18 protein-coding genes and 1 riboswitch are annotated in these 15,993 nt (G+C 36.9%); of the genes, 13 read left to right on the top strand and 5 right to left on the bottom strand.

Translation table 11 applies throughout. The annotated features are described in order from the left end of the window. The first annotated feature begins 193 nt into the window (after window positions 1-193). The 8 genes from LCM23_RS17420 (at window position 194) to LCM23_RS17385 (ending at window position 8,668) form a co-directional block, all read left to right on the top strand. Window positions 194-1,039: a DUF72 domain-containing protein gene (locus LCM23_RS17420; protein WP_224938084.1), complete on the top strand. Its 846-nt coding sequence runs from the start codon at window positions 194-196 to the stop codon at window positions 1,037-1,039. A 61-nt stretch (window positions 1,040-1,100) separates the two neighbouring features. Beyond that, a complete protein-coding gene (locus LCM23_RS17415) occupies window positions 1,101-1,403 on the top strand; it encodes a YunC family protein (RefSeq protein ID WP_224938083.1) in 303 nt (100 codons plus the stop codon). Window positions 1,404-1,527: 124 nt separating this feature from the next. Continuing rightward, a riboswitch (Lysine riboswitch) is annotated at window positions 1,528-1,712 on the top strand. Window positions 1,713-1,884: 172 nt separating this feature from the next. Next, window positions 1,885-3,456: a Na+/H+ antiporter NhaC family protein gene (locus tag LCM23_RS17410; protein ID WP_224938082.1), complete on the top strand. Its 1,572-nt coding sequence runs from the start codon at window positions 1,885-1,887 to the stop codon at window positions 3,454-3,456. Between the two features lie 476 nt (window positions 3,457-3,932). Next, window positions 3,933-5,120, top strand: a complete 1,188-nt coding sequence (locus LCM23_RS17405) for an ABC transporter substrate-binding protein (protein ID WP_224938081.1) — start codon at window positions 3,933-3,935, stop codon at window positions 5,118-5,120. Between the two features lie 241 nt (window positions 5,121-5,361). After that, a complete protein-coding gene (locus LCM23_RS17400) occupies window positions 5,362-6,237 on the top strand; it encodes a branched-chain amino acid ABC transporter permease (RefSeq protein WP_224938080.1) in 876 nt (291 codons plus the stop codon). A 5-nt stretch (window positions 6,238-6,242) separates the two neighbouring features. Further along, window positions 6,243-7,184, top strand: a complete 942-nt coding sequence (locus LCM23_RS17395; protein ID WP_224938079.1) for a branched-chain amino acid ABC transporter permease — start codon at window positions 6,243-6,245, stop codon at window positions 7,182-7,184. Window position 7,185: 1 nt separating this feature from the next. Further along, window positions 7,186-7,977: an ABC transporter ATP-binding protein gene (locus LCM23_RS17390; protein WP_224938078.1), complete on the top strand. Its 792-nt coding sequence runs from the start codon at window positions 7,186-7,188 to the stop codon at window positions 7,975-7,977. Beyond that, the gene (locus tag LCM23_RS17385; protein WP_095372011.1) at window positions 7,964-8,668 is read left to right on the top strand and encodes an ABC transporter ATP-binding protein; all 705 of its coding nucleotides are present in this window, start codon (window positions 7,964-7,966) and stop codon (window positions 8,666-8,668) included. Before LCM23_RS17390 ends, LCM23_RS17385 begins: the two co-directional genes overlap by 14 nt. 108 nt (window positions 8,669-8,776) lie before the next feature. Here LCM23_RS17385 and LCM23_RS17380 read toward each other — a convergent pair whose 3' ends face one another. Then, complete coding sequence (locus tag LCM23_RS17380) at window positions 8,777-9,709, bottom strand: M23 family metallopeptidase (RefSeq protein WP_224938120.1); 933 nt, start codon at window positions 9,707-9,709, stop codon at window positions 8,777-8,779. A gap of 251 nt (window positions 9,710-9,960) precedes the next feature. Here LCM23_RS17380 and lipA point away from each other — a divergent pair, with 251 nt between their 5' ends. Next, on the top strand, window positions 9,961-10,881 hold the full coding sequence (gene lipA / locus LCM23_RS17375) for a lipoyl synthase (protein WP_224938077.1): 921 nt from the start codon (window positions 9,961-9,963) through the stop codon (window positions 10,879-10,881). Window positions 10,882-10,936: 55 nt separating this feature from the next. Here the strand turns inward: lipA and LCM23_RS17370 are convergent, their stop codons facing one another. Then, window positions 10,937-11,521: a YhcN/YlaJ family sporulation lipoprotein gene (locus tag LCM23_RS17370; RefSeq protein ID WP_224938076.1), complete on the bottom strand. Its 585-nt coding sequence runs from the start codon at window positions 11,519-11,521 to the stop codon at window positions 10,937-10,939. A 158-nt stretch (window positions 11,522-11,679) separates the two neighbouring features. Here LCM23_RS17370 and LCM23_RS17365 point away from each other — a divergent pair, with 158 nt between their 5' ends. Further along, on the top strand, window positions 11,680-11,955 hold the full coding sequence (locus LCM23_RS17365; RefSeq protein WP_095372014.1) for a YutD family protein: 276 nt from the start codon (window positions 11,680-11,682) through the stop codon (window positions 11,953-11,955). 44 nt (window positions 11,956-11,999) lie between these two features. Here the strand turns inward: LCM23_RS17365 and LCM23_RS17360 are convergent, their stop codons facing one another. Then, entirely contained in the window at window positions 12,000-12,257 is a 258-nt protein-coding gene (locus LCM23_RS17360) for a hypothetical protein (RefSeq protein ID WP_224938075.1), read from the bottom strand. A gap of 91 nt (window positions 12,258-12,348) precedes the next feature. Further along, complete coding sequence (locus tag LCM23_RS17355) at window positions 12,349-12,615, bottom strand: DUF3055 domain-containing protein (protein WP_095372016.1); 267 nt, start codon at window positions 12,613-12,615, stop codon at window positions 12,349-12,351. A 160-nt stretch (window positions 12,616-12,775) separates the two neighbouring features. On the opposite strand from LCM23_RS17355, the gene LCM23_RS17350 reads away from it, so the two are divergent. Both LCM23_RS17350 and LCM23_RS17345 read left to right on the top strand, forming a co-directional pair. After that, complete coding sequence (locus LCM23_RS17350) at window positions 12,776-13,213, top strand: DUF86 domain-containing protein (protein ID WP_224938119.1); 438 nt, start codon at window positions 12,776-12,778, stop codon at window positions 13,211-13,213. Between the two features lie 11 nt (window positions 13,214-13,224). Continuing rightward, window positions 13,225-13,992: a TIGR01457 family HAD-type hydrolase gene (locus LCM23_RS17345; protein WP_224938074.1), complete on the top strand. Its 768-nt coding sequence runs from the start codon at window positions 13,225-13,227 to the stop codon at window positions 13,990-13,992. A gap of 214 nt (window positions 13,993-14,206) precedes the next feature. Here LCM23_RS17345 and LCM23_RS17340 read toward each other — a convergent pair whose 3' ends face one another. Then, on the bottom strand, window positions 14,207-14,707 hold the full coding sequence (locus LCM23_RS17340; RefSeq protein ID WP_095373610.1) for a phosphatidylglycerophosphatase A family protein: 501 nt from the start codon (window positions 14,705-14,707) through the stop codon (window positions 14,207-14,209). 186 nt (window positions 14,708-14,893) lie between these two features. On the opposite strand from LCM23_RS17340, the gene yutH reads away from it, so the two are divergent. Next, a complete protein-coding gene (gene yutH / locus LCM23_RS17335; protein ID WP_224938073.1) occupies window positions 14,894-15,913 on the top strand; it encodes a spore coat putative kinase YutH in 1,020 nt (339 codons plus the stop codon). The last annotated feature ends 80 nt before the right edge of the window (window positions 15,914-15,993 follow it).

Here is a 15,993-nt window from a genome sequence, read left to right as displayed (position 1 = left end):
CTGCGTAAGGGTTCCTTTTTTGATACCGATGAGCAATCACAAAATGAGTAAAGTGCTAATGGAATGTTCTAAGAATTTTCTTTTCTGTTTTTGACTGATTCTTTTTCACTTATTTCATTGTGTTTCTTGTTTATGGTTATATCCTTTAGGTAAAATAATCAGTATGAAGATTATTGGTAGATGAGGTGATGGAATGATTAGGATTGGTTTAACTGGATGGGGAGATCATGACAGCCTATATACGGAGCGTGTATCTAACCGAGATAAACTATTAGAATATGGCGCTCATTTTCCAACAGTTGAGGTAGACGCCTCCTTTTATGCCGTACAGCCAGAAAGGAACGGGGAAAAGTGGGTGAGGGAAACGCCTGCTTCATTTAAATTTGTTGTGAAAGCTTATCAGGGGATGACGGGGCATCAAAGGGGAGAGATTCCTTTTGAGTCCAAAGAAGAAATGTTTGCTGCTTTTAAAGCGTCGCTTGCCCCTTATATAAGAGAAAATAAGTTAGCGATGGTCCTATTTCAATTTCCACCGTGGTTTAATTGTAAAAAGGAAAACGTTCAATATTTACGCTGGTGTAAACAGCAAATGGGAGAAATACCATGTGCTGTTGAATTTCGTCATCAGTCTTGGTATCAAGCTGTGTTTATAGAAGGTACTTTAAATTTTATCAAGGAAGAGAAATGGATACATACCGTTTGTGATGAACCACAAGCAGGGGAGGGCTCTGTTCCAATTGTAATGCATACTTGCGGACATCCAATTGTACTTGTCCGCTTGCATGGTCGTAATGTTCATGGATGGCAAAATAAAAAACAACCAAATTGGCGTGAAGTTCGCTATCTATACCGTTATAATCACAAGGAATTATTGGAGTGGGCAGAGCGATTAAAGCAATTACAAAAAGAGGCGAAGGACGTCTATGTACTATTTAATAATAATTCTGGTGGTGACGCAGCGGATAATGCAAAGGAAATTCTAGAAATATTAGGAATTGAATATGAGGGATTAGCTCCAAAACAACTCGGTTTATTTTAACTAATGAGTACACCGAATCTCTACCTATAACATAAATTGTTAAAGGGAAGGGGGGACGGTCATGGTTGAATTAAAGCCTGTTATTTTGGATGGTCATACGTTTATGACTGTATCCGTTGAGCTGCCAAAAACTAATTTGTTAGTTGTATCAAATGATAATGGATATATCATGTGTGGTGCATTAGACGTTGCGTTATTAAATGAAAAATTAAAAGATCGCCATGTCATTGCTGGTAGAGCCGTAGGGGTAAAAACGATTCAACAACTAATAGATGCACCACTTGAATCAGTCACTTTTGCTGCAGAGGAATTAGGAATTAAAAAAGGGATGATCGGAAGAGAAGCGCTATTAAGAATGGTATAGGTTATAGTATCCTACTATATCTTAAAAATAATAAATTTAAGTATATTTTAGGTTTTGATAGAGTTTTGCATAAATAATTATATTTTGATATAATGTATAACAATTGAATAATGCCTTATCAATCCGATGGGGTAGAGGCGCAAATCATCATTAGTAATCAATGTGAGGATGACAACAGTGAACTTTGATAAAAGGGAGATTTGCCGAAGCAAATAGGTACGTCAATATTTATTTGTTGGGGTTGCTCTAAATAGGAGTAACACTGTCATTATGGAGGTATATTAACCATAATGGGGAGCTACAGTCGTGATGGAGAATAACGTTACTTCTTGAAGGGTAATGATAGAATCTCTATCGTTACTCTTTTTTTATTATCAATTAAGGATCAAAGAAAAGTGGAGGATACCTTTCTCTGATCGTTAATTGATATGAGACGCATTCGTTCATGTCTATAGCTCCTATACTAATAGGAGGTCTTTTTATGACAGGTACATTTATTTCTGTGCTGCCACCTTTGGTAGCGATGCTTTTGGTTATACTAACAAAAAGGGTGATTCTCTCCCTTGGTTTAGGGGCGTTAACAGCAGCTATCTTAATTGGAGGATATCAACCGCTAGATACGCTACAAATATTTTTCTCGTCGTTTATAGCACTTTTCATAACAGATGAAGGGTTAAATACTTGGAATATATTCATTCTATTATTCTTACTTATTCTTGGTAGCATTACTGCATTTATTTCACTATCGGGTGGTAGTCGTGCCTTTGGTGAATGGGCAATGAAGCGTGTGAAAACGAGAGTGGGTGCACAGTTATTAACCGTAGTTTTAGGTATGATTTTGTTTATAGATGATTATTTTAATGCGTTAACAGTTGGACAGGTATCTCGACCTGTTACTGATCGACAAAAAGTATCACGTGTAAAGCTTGCTTATTTAATTGATTCAACATCCGCACCTTTATGTGTTATATCGCCTATATCAAGTTGGGGAGCATCAATTATCGCCTTAATTGGCTCGATTTTAGTGTCTCATAAAATAACTGATTATAGTGCTTTCTCTGCTTTCATGCAAATCATTCCGTTAAATTTTTATGTATGGGCGGCAATCATAATGGTGTTTATCATTGTTGTTGGGCAAATTGATTTTGGTCCAATGAAGAAACATGAGAAACAAGCTATTGAACAAGGAATTCTATTTGATAAGAAGAAACAGTTGAAAGACGAGGTTCAAGAAGAATTACCTATTAGTACGAAAGGGACTGTTGGTCATCTTGTTTGGCCAATCATTGTTTTATTTATTGGAACAGTGAGTATGATGGCTTGGACAGGCATGAATGGGGCAGAGGGGAATGTGTCGTTAGTATCCTTATTAGAAAACACAGATGTGGCCTTATCATTAATTGTCGGAGGATTATTGAGTTTAGCTGTTGCTTACGTACAATTTGCTCAAGTATTAAAGAAAGATGATAAACTAACGAGTAATTTTTATTTGAAAGCTACATGGGTTGGGATGAAATCTATGTTTGGATCAGTATTGATCTTAATCTTTGCTTGGTTACTCGGAGATTTGATTAGTCAAATAGGTACAGGGGAATACTTGGCTAGCGTTATTAATCAATCGAATCTGAGTCATGATTTTATCCCTGTTATCCTATTTATTATTGCGGCACTTATGGCATTTAGTACAGGGACATCTTGGGGATCATTTGGCATTCTCCTTCCAATAGCTGGTGATATTGCTGTAGCTACAGATATATCCCTGCTGATTCCTGCAATGGCAGCTGTACTTGGAGGGGCAGTATTCGGAGATCATGCTTCACCGATTTCTGATACTTCTATTTTATCCGCCACAGGTGCAGGAAGTAATTTGATTGATCATGTCATTACACAATTTCCTTATGCCTTTACAGCAGCTGTTGCTGCGGCCATCTCTTATATCATTTTGGGTGTAAGTGGAAGTGTAATCATTGCATTAGCTGCTTTGATTGTTATGATGGCAGGGATTTTACTTGTTGTTAAAATGTTCGGTACAAAAACCGAGAAGACGATATAATAGTTCTTTTGAACATATAGGAAGGAGGAATGAACTCGTCGGTTCATTCCTCTTTTTCTATCTTACAAGTCTAAAATTACTACATAAGCAAAGTTATTTTACTTTATATAAAAGTAGCTAGTTATTTTCAATTGCTATTATTAACAATTGAATGAACTACATTATATCTATCTACTATTAATTATTTTATGAATATAATGATAGAGTTTTACAAACAAAACATATGAAAAAGAAACCCTTTAACGCTCTAAACTATTAATAAAATTCTAAATATTAGTATTATTCACAAAGATTGTTTTGACAGATGAATAAAATGATACTATACTATTTTTAGATTTATAGCAATTATCAGAAAAATATTACATTTTGGTTATTTTAGTCTACTTTTTTGTGTGGTATCTTTTCTTGTGGGGTTTATATGGGGGATTTGAACCATGCTCTTAGTTGTTGGAATAATCAAAAAGAGGGGGATCATTATGTTTTTTAAAAAGAGAATGACGGCTGTTCTTTTAGCTTCTACTATAGGAGCTGCAGGTTTCCTTGCTGGCTGTGGTAGTGATAGTGCAGGTGGTGGTGAGTCTGGTGATACTGTCAAGATAGGTGCCAACCTAGAACTTTCTGGTGCAGTTGCCTCATATGGTGAAGGAATTGCTGAAGGAATCGAATTGGCTGTGGATGAAATTAATAAAGATGGTGGAATCGACGGTAAAGAGATAGAAATTGTAAAAGTCGATAATAAATCGGATGCAGCAGAAGCAACCAATGCAGCTATTAAATTAACGGAAAATGATGATGTCGTAGCTATTATTGGGTCTGCTACAAGTGGTAACACAGTTGCTCAAGCACAAGTGGCTAATAATTCAGAGACGGTATTGCTTTCTCCTTCAGGTACGAGTCCAAATGTAACAGTGAATGATGATGGAAGCTTAAATGATTTTGTATTCCGTACCTCGTTTATTGATCCTTTCCAAGGAACAGTAGCAGCGAATTTTGCTGCCAATGAATTAGGAGTGAAAAATGTAGCTATCTATGCTGATAACGCAAGTGATTACGCAAAAGGTTTAGCAGCTTCCTTTAAAGAAACTTTCGAAGCAGCAGGTGGGAAAATAGTAGCCGAAGAATCGTATGTGGCGAAGGATACTGATTTCAGGTCCACACTTACAAGAATTAAATCAGCTAATCCCGAATTTATTTTTATCCCTGGTTATTATGAAGAAGTAGGACTTATTGTCAAACAAGGACGAGAAATGGGTATTGACGTACCGCTAATGGGTGCTGACGGTTGGGATTCACCAAAGCTAGTTGAATTAGCCGGAGGGGATTCCTTAAATAATACGTTTATAACAAACCATTATTCTTCGGGTGATCCAGACGAGACGATTCAATCCTTTGTAACAAAGTTTGGTGAAAAATATAATGGTTCATCACCAGATGCTTTTAATGCATTAGGTTATGACTCTGTATATATGTTGAAAGATGCCATGGAGCGTGCCGAAAGTACAAGTGATGCGAAGAAAATCAAAGATGCCTTAGCTGAGACGAAAGATTTAACTCTTGTAACGGGTATCATTTCAGTTGATGAAGATCATAACCCAATTAAATCAGCTACTGTATTGGAATATAAGGATGGGGAGCAAGTCTTCAAAACGAAAGTAAATCCTTAAAATGAGGCTGTATTAAAATGGGAGGAGCGAGTGGGCCTTCCATTTTTTTTATCAGATATGAAAGGGTAATTCCTGATGTGATAGCTAATAATCTCATAGTCCAAGATTGCTCAGGAGCAATGGTTTTTTGAAATTAGCGTGTCAATTATTACCTTATGAGGAGATATTCAGCATAGCGTTTTCGCTAGCTGTCACTCTCTATCTGAAGCTATTCGGGTTATTTGAAGAGGAGTGGGGATTCATGGATTGGATTCAACAGTTAGTAAATGGGATATCGTTAGGAAGTATTTATGCACTGATTGCTTTAGGCTATACAATGGTTTATGGAATTATCAAATTGATTAACTTTGCCCACGGTGAAGTATTTATGATTGGGGCGTTTGTTGGTTTTTATGCGATTGCTGGATGGGGGTTAGGATTCTTTCCTGCCTTAATTATTGCAATGGCTGTCTGTGCAGGGATGGGTATGTTAATTGAGCGAGTAGCATATCGAAGGTTGAGAGGTTCTACGCGAATTGCTGCCCTCATTACAGCGATAGGGATTTCTTTATTTATACAGTATTTATTTATTTACTTTAGAGGTGCACAACCAGAAGCTTATCCTGAAGTCATTAGCAATCAAACCTATAATATTTTGGGTGCACAAATCAGTAGTCAATCACTTATGATTTTAGGCACTTCGATTGTGCTAATGATCGTTCTACAATTTATTGTTCATAAAACCAAAATCGGTAAAGCAATGCGGGCTGTGTCACATGATATGGATGCTGCAAGGTTGATGGGGATTAATGTAAACACAACCATTTCCGCCACATTTGCTATTGGCTCTTCCTTGGCCGGGGCAGCAGGTGTTTTCTTTGGTGTGTATTATACAAAAATAGAACCGTTAATGGGCGTGATTCCAGGATTAAAGGCTTTTGTTGCAGCTGTACTAGGTGGCATCGGTATTATTCCTGGAGCGATGGTTGGTGGCCTTGTGTTAGGCGTAGTTGAAACGGTTGTTAGTGGCCTTGGTTACTCTTTATGGAGAGACGCGGCAGCATTTGTCATTCTCATTTTAATCCTTTTATTCAAGCCATCAGGTATCTTTGGTAAAAATGCAAGAGAGAAGGTGTAAAAAGGATGAATACGAAGAAGATCAAAGGTTTCTGGTTGTTTGTTATTCTCTCCATTATTGTTTATTTTGCAGTTCAGATGGCTGCAAATACTGGAATGATTAATAATTATCATGTGAATACACTTGTTTATATTTGTATTAATATTATTTTGGCCGTCAGTTTACATTTAGTTATTGGCATTACAGGACAATTTTCAATCGGACATGCTGGTTTTTTAGCTGTTGGGGCTTACATTTCAGCAATTGTAACGATGAAACTTTCACTTCCATTTCCTATTGCACTTATTATTGGTGGGATTGTTGCCGCTTTAACTGGCTTAATTGTTGGGATACCTTCTTTAAGGTTACGTGGTGATTATTTAGCGATTGCAACATTAGGATTTGCAGAGATTATCCGCATCATTTTCTTAAATATTGATGCAGTAGGTGGAGCAGCAGGTATGCAGGTCACAAAGATGACAACTTGGACTTCGGCCTTCATCTGCTTATTTATTACCGTATTAGTGATTGTGAATTTTACAAATTCAAGGCATGGTCGCGCATGTATATCGATTAGAGAAAATGAAATCGCTGCCGATGCGATGGGTATTAATACGACCTATTATAAAGTAGCGGCATTTGCCATTGGGTCTTTTTTCGCAGGAATCGCAGGGGGGTTATATGCTCATAATTTTTATATTATTCAACCCGTTCAATTTGGTTTTTTGAAATCATTTGATATCCTCATTTTCGTCGTATTAGGGGGATTAGGCAGTCTATCTGGGGCGGTTATCTCGGCTATTTTGTTAACGATTATCTCCACATTTTTACAAAGTTATCCTGAAACACGAATGATAATCTATAGTGCCGTGCTCATTCTAGTTATGCTTTACCGTCCGCAAGGTTTATTGGGGACAAAGGAAATTACGGACCTCTTTAAACGTAAAAGCGTGAAAGGAGGAAGCTAAAATGGAGAATCAACCATTATTAAAAGTCAATCAAGCTGGTATTTCTTTTGGCGGTTTAAAAGCTGTTTCAGGATTCGATTTGGAAATTCACCAAGGGGAACTGATCGGTTTGATTGGTCCAAACGGAGCAGGGAAAACGACCAGCTTCAACCTATTAACTGGTGTCTACGTGCCGACTGAAGGAGATATTTTCTTAGAAGGTGTACGTTTAAACGGACTCCCTCCCTATCAGGTGACAAGGAAAGGTATCAGTAGGACGTTTCAAAATATTCGTTTATTCAATGACCTTTCTGTGTTAGATAATGTAAAAGTAGCGAATCATTCGCGTGCGAAACATTCGATGTTAAGCTCGATTCTGCGGTTGCCTTCCCATTTTAACGGAGAAAAAGAAATGGAAGACAAATCAATAGAACTATTACGTATTTTTCAGCTTGAACATGTGAAGGGTGAATTAGCTAAAAACTTGCCATATGGACAACAAAGGCGATTAGAAATCGCAAGAGCATTAGCAGCTGGACCAAAGCTTTTGCTGTTAGATGAGCCGGCTGCCGGTATGAACCCACAAGAAACACATGACCTTATGGAGCTCATTCGCTTTATTAGAGAGAAGTTTGATTTAACAATACTCTTAATTGAGCACGATATGAATTTAGTTATGGGGATATGTGAAAGAATTTATGTGCTTGACCATGGGCAATTAATTGCCGAAGGGTTGCCAGAAGAAATTAGAAGTAACCCAAAAGTAATCGAGGCTTATCTCGGAGAGGAGGTTTCTTCGGATGCTCAAGGTTGATGGAATAGATGTTTACTATGGGAATATTCATGCATTAAAGGGCGTCTCGTTAGAGGTATTAGAAGGAGAGATTGTCACTTTAATTGGTGCAAACGGAGCAGGGAAAAGCACGCTATTAAAAACGTTATCAGGATTATTAAAGCCGAAGCAAGGCGTGATTCAATATGAGAATCAATCGATTGTTGGTAAACAAGCACAAACGATTGTAAAGGCTGGGATATCGCATGTACCAGAGGGAAGACGCGTGTTCTCGAATATGACTGTAGAAGAAAATTTAGAACTAGGCGCTTTTGTGAGAAAAGATAAAGAAGTACAAAAAGATATCCAGAAAGTCTATGAACTTTTCCCGCGATTATTCGAAAGAAAAGGACAGCTTTCCGGAACTTTATCAGGCGGAGAACAACAAATGTTAGCGATGGGCAGAGCCATTATGGCTAGACCTAAGTTGCTTTTGTTAGATGAACCATCCATGGGCCTTGCCCCAATTATGGTTAAGACCATCTTCAGTATTATAGAAGAAATTAATGAAACAAATGGAACAACGATTTTACTTGTTGAACAAAATGCGCATATGGCCCTCTCTATTGCGAAAAGAGGGTATGTCCTTGAAACTGGAAAAGTAGTGCTCACCGGATCAGCAAAAGATTTACAAGAAAGTGATGAAATCCGTATGGCTTATTTAGGCGGATAAAAAGAACCCGTTAACAAAATATTGGGTAATGGATCATTGCTCAAGCGAAATTCAAAAAGCGAGGAGTTAGATGCCGCTTCTAACAAGAAGGCGTCATCTATTCCTCGTTTACTTTGCTCTTTCTTGTCTTTCCCAAAGATTCAAATGAGGGTATGGATCGTACGACCATTCAGTATAGCCATTATCCTTATACATACCATAATGGAGGTGTGGAGGGAATTTTCCCGAAGTCCCTTTTGGTCCATAGCCAGAACTACCGACACCACCAATGACTTTGCCAGGTTCAACTATTTGACCAACTTTTAAGTCATCAGAAAATCCGCTTAGGTGAGCGTAATAGTGATAGTTATTGTTGATATCGCGAATACCAATTCGCCAACCACCATATTTATTCCAGCCTTTCATTTCGACAATACCATAGCTGGTAGCTCTAACTGGTAAGCCGTAATCAGCAAAAATATCTGTTCCTTCATGGATTCTTCTACCACCCCAACCTCTCGCACTTCCCCATGTACTACGATAGCTATAATGAGTACCAATTGGGACAGGAAAAACATGTTCATCTAAATTAAGTCTCCCGTAGTTTTGATAAAGCTTTGCCTTTCCCATAATAATTCTGACTGATTTATCACGTTTATAATAGTTCCAAATACCAATTTTAATGTTCTCATAATCCGTACCATAACGAAGTAGAAAGTTAGCAAATGCGTACAATACATCGTCATCACTATCTAAACTTGCTTTTCCGTCACCATCACCATCAAAGCCAATACCATTAAAGAACTCTATCGTCTTTGGGTCTTCGTCATTTATGTTTGGATTTGTGAAACCAACCCATTCCTCCGGTTTAAAGTAAATGCCAGTAATCCCTTCAGCTTTAGGTAAGTCTCTTCTTGATTGTCTTACATTTCTTTCATATTGATCGATGGCAGCAAGATAATACCAAGGAATGGTCGTGACTGTTTCAATTCTTTCATAAAGCGCCATTCTTTTTGCGTAAATATCATCTAATTCGGAGGCTGCTGCCGTTTCTGGTTGCATAAAGGATAAGACCGTTGTTAAGGTGATAAGTAATGTGAAAACTCGCACCAATAAACCTCCCTTCTCTTCTAATTACTGTTATAGTTTGTGATAAAATAGAAAAACGATAAATATAAAATATTGGAAGGTTTTTAATGAACGAGGTTGTTCTATCTACTTCCATGTGTTAAAGTTGCTTCTGTAAGACTCTCTAGATAAAAATGATGATAAAAAAAGCGTCTTTTTGAAATTCTGGGATGGAGTGAAGAAGAATGACGACTAAGAAAGATGAACATTTACGTAAGCCGGATTGGTTGAAAATAAAGTTAAACACTAATAAAAACTACACCGGATTAAAGAAAATGATGAGAGAAAAGAATCTTCATACTGTATGTGAAGAGGCAAAATGCCCAAATATTCATGAATGTTGGGCGGTAAGAAGGACAGCAACATTTATGATCTTAGGTTCTGTTTGTACAAGAGCCTGTCGTTTTTGTGCGGTCAAAACAGGACTGCCAACTGAGCTTGATTGGGAAGAACCAGAACGCGTAGCTGATTCTGTCGCTTTAATGAATTTAAAACATGCAGTTATTACAGTGGTTGCGCGAGATGATTTAAAAGATGGTGGATCAGCTATTTTAGCGGAAACGATTCGTGCCATTAGAAGAAAAAGTCCATTTACAACTGTAGAGGTTTTACCTTCTGATATGGGCGGGGTATATGAAAATCTTAAAACAGTAATGGATGCAAAACCAGATATCTTAAACCATAATATTGAAACAGTAGAAAGACTGACGCCAAGAGTAAGAGCGCGTGCTACATATAAACGATCACTTGAATTTTTACAACGTTCTAAAGAAATGCAACCTGAAATTCCAACCAAATCAAGTTTAATGGTGGGGCTAGGGGAAACAAAAGAAGAAATCATTCAAACGATGGATGATTTGCGAGCGCATGACGTAGATATTATGACGATTGGTCAATATCTACAACCATCTAAAAAACATATAAAAGTTGTAAAATATTATCATCCAGATGAGTTTAATGAATTAAGGGAAATTGCAATGTCCAAAGGGTTTAGCCATTGTGAAGCAGGTCCAATGGTTCGTTCTTCCTATCATGCAGATGAACAAGTAAATGCAGCAGCTAAGCAAAGACAACAAATGGGTGAAGTAGACGCGAAAGAAGCGTAAACACAAGAAAGGGGATTAGCTAAAGGAGCTAATCCTCTTTTGATATTTCACAGCGTTACTTATTTGACATCTTTTCAGACTTGTTAATATCGGCTTTTTTCATTTGGCTCGTTAATTGATCAATACCATAATGGGTGTGCTCACTATCTGCATCCATCGTAGAATAACTTTCTATTTCTTTGCGGAGATTGGTATTGTCAGTCGTATAAATATCAAACCATCCGGGAACAACTGATTCTGCCATTTTTTCTACTTGTGTAGCAGTTGATTCACGATTATCTGAATCCGTATTGTAAACAATTAACACTTCATTGTCTGTCACTAATGTAGACACATCATCCACATTTGGAAGTTCAGTACAATATTTTCCGATAATATCAGCCACTTTTTCACGATTAATGGCAGCATAATGTTCATTGGATACCTTTTCTCCATAAATAGGACTTTTTTGATGACGAACGTATCCGAAATCTTCACTACTTTGCTGACTAGTATTGTAAATATCTGTTCGCTGATCATTCACATTAACCGTATTGCCACTTTCGGGATAAATATCACCTTTAGCGGAATGATCGGCTGCTTGACATCCAGTGAGAGCAACCATACTGGATATCCCGATGAACATTATCATTTTTTTCATCAGAAACACCCCCTTAACAATATCTTTTCCGATTCTTTCGTTTTTTTCCTTAGTAATTGATGGTGAATCAGTTATAATTTAAAATAGGACTATTGTACATAGACGTTAACTTTCTTTATAATTTAATTAGTGAGCCAATGAAAAAGAGGTGAGATCAATTGGTTTGTATACAAAACGCATGTTATGAAGTAATTGAAGATATTAGAGACGGATTTAATGAAGAAGCTTTTCGGGGTCGATATAGTGAAATATTAAATCGTTATGATTATATTGTAGGTGACTGGGGATACGGCCAACTAAGACTTAGAGGTTTTTTTGACGATCAGAATCAAAAAGCGACGTATGATACGAAAATTAGCACTTTGACAGAGTATTTATACGAATATTGTAATTTTGGTTGTCCTTATTTCGTTGTAAAAAGAGTGAAGCAATAGAAAAAGCTGAACGAATTATTCGTCCAGCTTTTTTTCTGTTAAAATTACTCATCTGAAGCTTCTGAATGGGGTTCGTGTGCTCCAGGCATTTCTCTAGGAATGTCAGCATGAAGTTCCCGATTTTCATAAACAAATGCACTAGATTGGTGTTGACCTTCTTCCCACTCTGAACTTTTGTTCTCAACAGGTGTATGCTTCCCTCTTGGTGCACCATACGGGCCCTCAGGTAAATCTTCCACTGCGAGGTTTTCCTTTTGTGATTCAACATTGTCAAAATCCGAGTAATTCTTTTTTTGATCCATTGATATCACTCCTAATAATATGAGAAAAAATGAGAGCCTGCTACGCTCCCATTTATACTATTTGCAGGAACAATCAATATTATCCAATCGGTTAAATGACCTCATATAAAAAGGCTCTTAACTCTTCTGCATCTTCGCTCTCCAATTGAAAAGCATGTTCTAAATAACCCTCTTCTTCAAGGTCATCGGTACCAATAATAGCAAAACGACTTCCTTGAATATCAAGAACAAGTTGTTTTCCATAATACCGATCTGAACGAACAAGCGCTAAATCAAAGCGTTGATTTTCACCCATAAAACTAACAAAGCGTGTTTTTGTATCTTCTAAATCATCATATAAAAAGAATCTTTCGGTCATTTAACGTATAGACCCCTTTCTAACTATCCATGCTACATTTATCATAACAAAATCTTAGCAGACAGGAAATTGATTTTATACTCACATAAGGGAGAACTTTCTTCATTGTTATGAATGAGATACAATAGATAGGAAGTATGGGATGAGAAAGGTGAGGGACATGTATTTTGTTGATCGAGAAAAAATTGAGGAAATCCTCGTTTATTTGGAAAAACAACTATCACTATTAGGGAAACATACAGCACTTCATTCGGATATAGAGAAACTTGCGCTTGAAAGACTGAGCCATATGGTTATTGAGGCGGTCTTAGATGTAGGTAATGCAATGATTGATGGCTTTATTATGAGAGACCCAGGTAGTTATGAAGATATTATTGATATTCTGGAAGATGAAAAAGTCATTGACCATGAAATGGCTATCAGCTATAAAAAGGTTATTGCTTACCGTAAGCCATTAGTGCAAAGTTATACAGGCATTCAACATGATGAATTAAACAAGAGTTTCCAATTAGAAATAGCTCAATTAAAAAAATTCCCTACAGCTGTTAGAGACTATTTAATGAAAGAACTTGGTCCTGTATCAGCTTTTAGAAATTAGGGGGAAAGTAAATGACAAAATATAAAGGTTATTTAATTGATTTAGATGGGACGATGTACAAAGGAAAACAATTAATTCATGAAGCCGTTTCCTTTATTCAAGGGTTAAAAGAAAGAGGCATTCCCTACCTTTTTGTCACAAACAATTCATCTAGAACACCGAAACAAGTTGCTGAAAAACTTCAAAATTTTGGCATTGAGGCGACTGAAGATAAAGTATTTACAACTAGTATGGCAACGGCGAATTATATTTTTCAAAGAAGTCCCGAAGCGTCTATATTTGTGATCGGAGAAGAAGGGATTAGACAGGCATTAGAAGAAAAGGGCTTTCACTTTGCAGGTGAGCACGCCGATTATGTTGTTTCAGGAATCGATCGTGACATCAACTACGAGAAACTTGCAACAGCTTGTTTGGCTGTAAGAAATGGAGCTACCTTTATCTCTACAAACGGTGATATTGCCATTCCAACTGAAAGAGGACTTTTACCTGGCAATGGCTCATTAACCTCAGTCATTAGTGTATCGACGCAAACTATCCCAACTTTTATTGGCAAGCCAGAAGCGATCATTATGGAGCAAGCGTTAAAAGTTTTAGGCACAGATAAAGCTCATACATTGATGGTTGGAGATAACTATGATACAGATATCAAGGCAGGAATGAATGCTGGTTTAGACACATTATTGGTTCATACAGGCGTAACAACGAAGGAACTTTTAAAAGGCTACGACAAGCAACCAACCTTTGTTGTGGATACACTAAATCAGTGGGATTACTTATAAGAAATGAAGAACAGCAGTACGAAAGATGTACTTGCTGTTTTTTATATTGTTGGAATAGATGTTGACTGCGAAGACGATTATAGACAGTCATGCGAGTGAACATGAACGCTTTTTATAACAACAAATTTATCTAAAACTCTGCAGTAATATAAAGGAGGGTAAAATAAAAATAGCAGGCTCACTATAATGTGATGTCCTACTATTTTTCTTCTATCTATTCCACATGATGCGCACGGTGGGCAAGGCGACTAGAAGCCGCAGCAGCAATGGCACCAACAATATCATCTAAAAAAGTATGGCATCTTTCAGAGTTTTTATCATTTAATGGACCTAAGATACCGGGTTTTAATTTATCTACATAACCAAAATTGGTCATTCCGATTGAACCATACACATTTACAATTGATAGCGCTAAAACTTCGTCAACACCATATAATCCTTCATCTGTTTCAATAATGGATTGCAGTGGTTCCATTAATTTCTTTTCTTCTGCAAGCATATCTAATTGAATACCGGTGAGAATGGCGTTTTGTACTTCCCGTTTGGATAATACTCTTTCTACATTGTCGATACATGTTTCTATTTTCAAGTTTTGATGATATTTCTCTTGAAGAAAATACACTAACTCAGCAATATCAACAATCTCTACTCCTCGTTCTTTGAGCCATTTTCTTGCTGTTTTCTCTGTTAAAGTAATTGCTTTTTCTTCACTCATGAGTTCACCTTTTTCTATAATTTTATTCGCTTTATGCTGCTCTTTACTACTATATGATAGTAATGATAGCTTGCGAACTTTCAAACCATCATATCCCCTAAAAATAAATCAACAAGTTTTAGCTATTTTTTCATATATTTGAATAAAATGCATCTATTTAGCTTGATTAAAAGGGGGTTATGACGAATGTTAAGACGTTTACTCAAGGAAAAATATAATATTCAGGCGGAAGAAGAGTTTCGGTTTGATCATTATAATGCTTGTAAATCACAAAATGAAGTGTATATACTAGTCCCTGCTAATCATTTAAAAGAAGAGGCGCTCACTGAACTGGATCAAATTGCAGAGCATTTAAGAATGAGTGGGGATAAGAATATTGCTGGATTTAAAAAAACAACAGAAGGAAAGCCTTATACTGAGTGGGAGGAAGCGAGATATGCAGTTTTAAGTAATCAACGTTTACAGCCAAGAAAAGAAGGACATTTCGGCAGGAAGTTGGCAAAATTCCACTTTCGAGGGAGAACGGTTAATTTTGCAGTGGAACAAACAAGTCGAATCGGTCAATGGAAAACACTGTGGGAAACAAGACTCGATCAAATGGAAAAGGTATGGAATGATATGGTATTTCAATTTGATGGAGAAAGTGAATTTGACCGCCTATTTTTAGAATCATTTCCTTATTACATGGGAATGGCTGAAAATGCGATTCAATATATTGTTGATACGGAATTTGATGATGAACCGATGATGACTGATACTGGCACTGTCTGCCATGAAAGATTTTCTAATCGTACATGGGGAGAACAATATTATGTGAAAAACCCTTTTGATTGGGTATTTGACCATGCCACAAGAGATTTAGCCGAATGGACGAGAGAGAAGTACTTCAAGAATATAAAAACCTATCAACCAGATGTAAGAAAGTTTGTTGAAGAATATGAATCGATCAGTCCATTGTCAAGTTTTTCATGGCGTTTATATTATGCGAGAATGATGTTCCCACTTCATTATTTTGAATGCATCGAAAGCTATTACGGTGCACAAACAGAACAAGAACGAAATATTCTGAAGGAAAAATTAGAAAAGTATTTGCACCAATCGCCAGAATATGAACAATTCATATCGCGTTTTTTTGAAATCGTAAACCATCAGGAAGTGTCTAAACAATGGTATATTCCTATGCCTGAATGGTTGGAATCGAAATAAATAAATTTATATATGTACCCTTCATCAGGAAAAAAGTTGGAAAGTGTGGGGAAATCTGAAATAAGCACACCTTCATTCCA

This window comes from Cytobacillus kochii, from assembly GCF_020171845.1.
GTDB lineage: Bacteria > Bacillota > Bacilli > Bacillales > Cytobacillaceae > Cytobacillus > Cytobacillus kochii.
The sequence above is the reverse complement of the archived record's forward strand: the minus strand, read 5'-3'. Positions and strand labels throughout refer to the sequence as shown.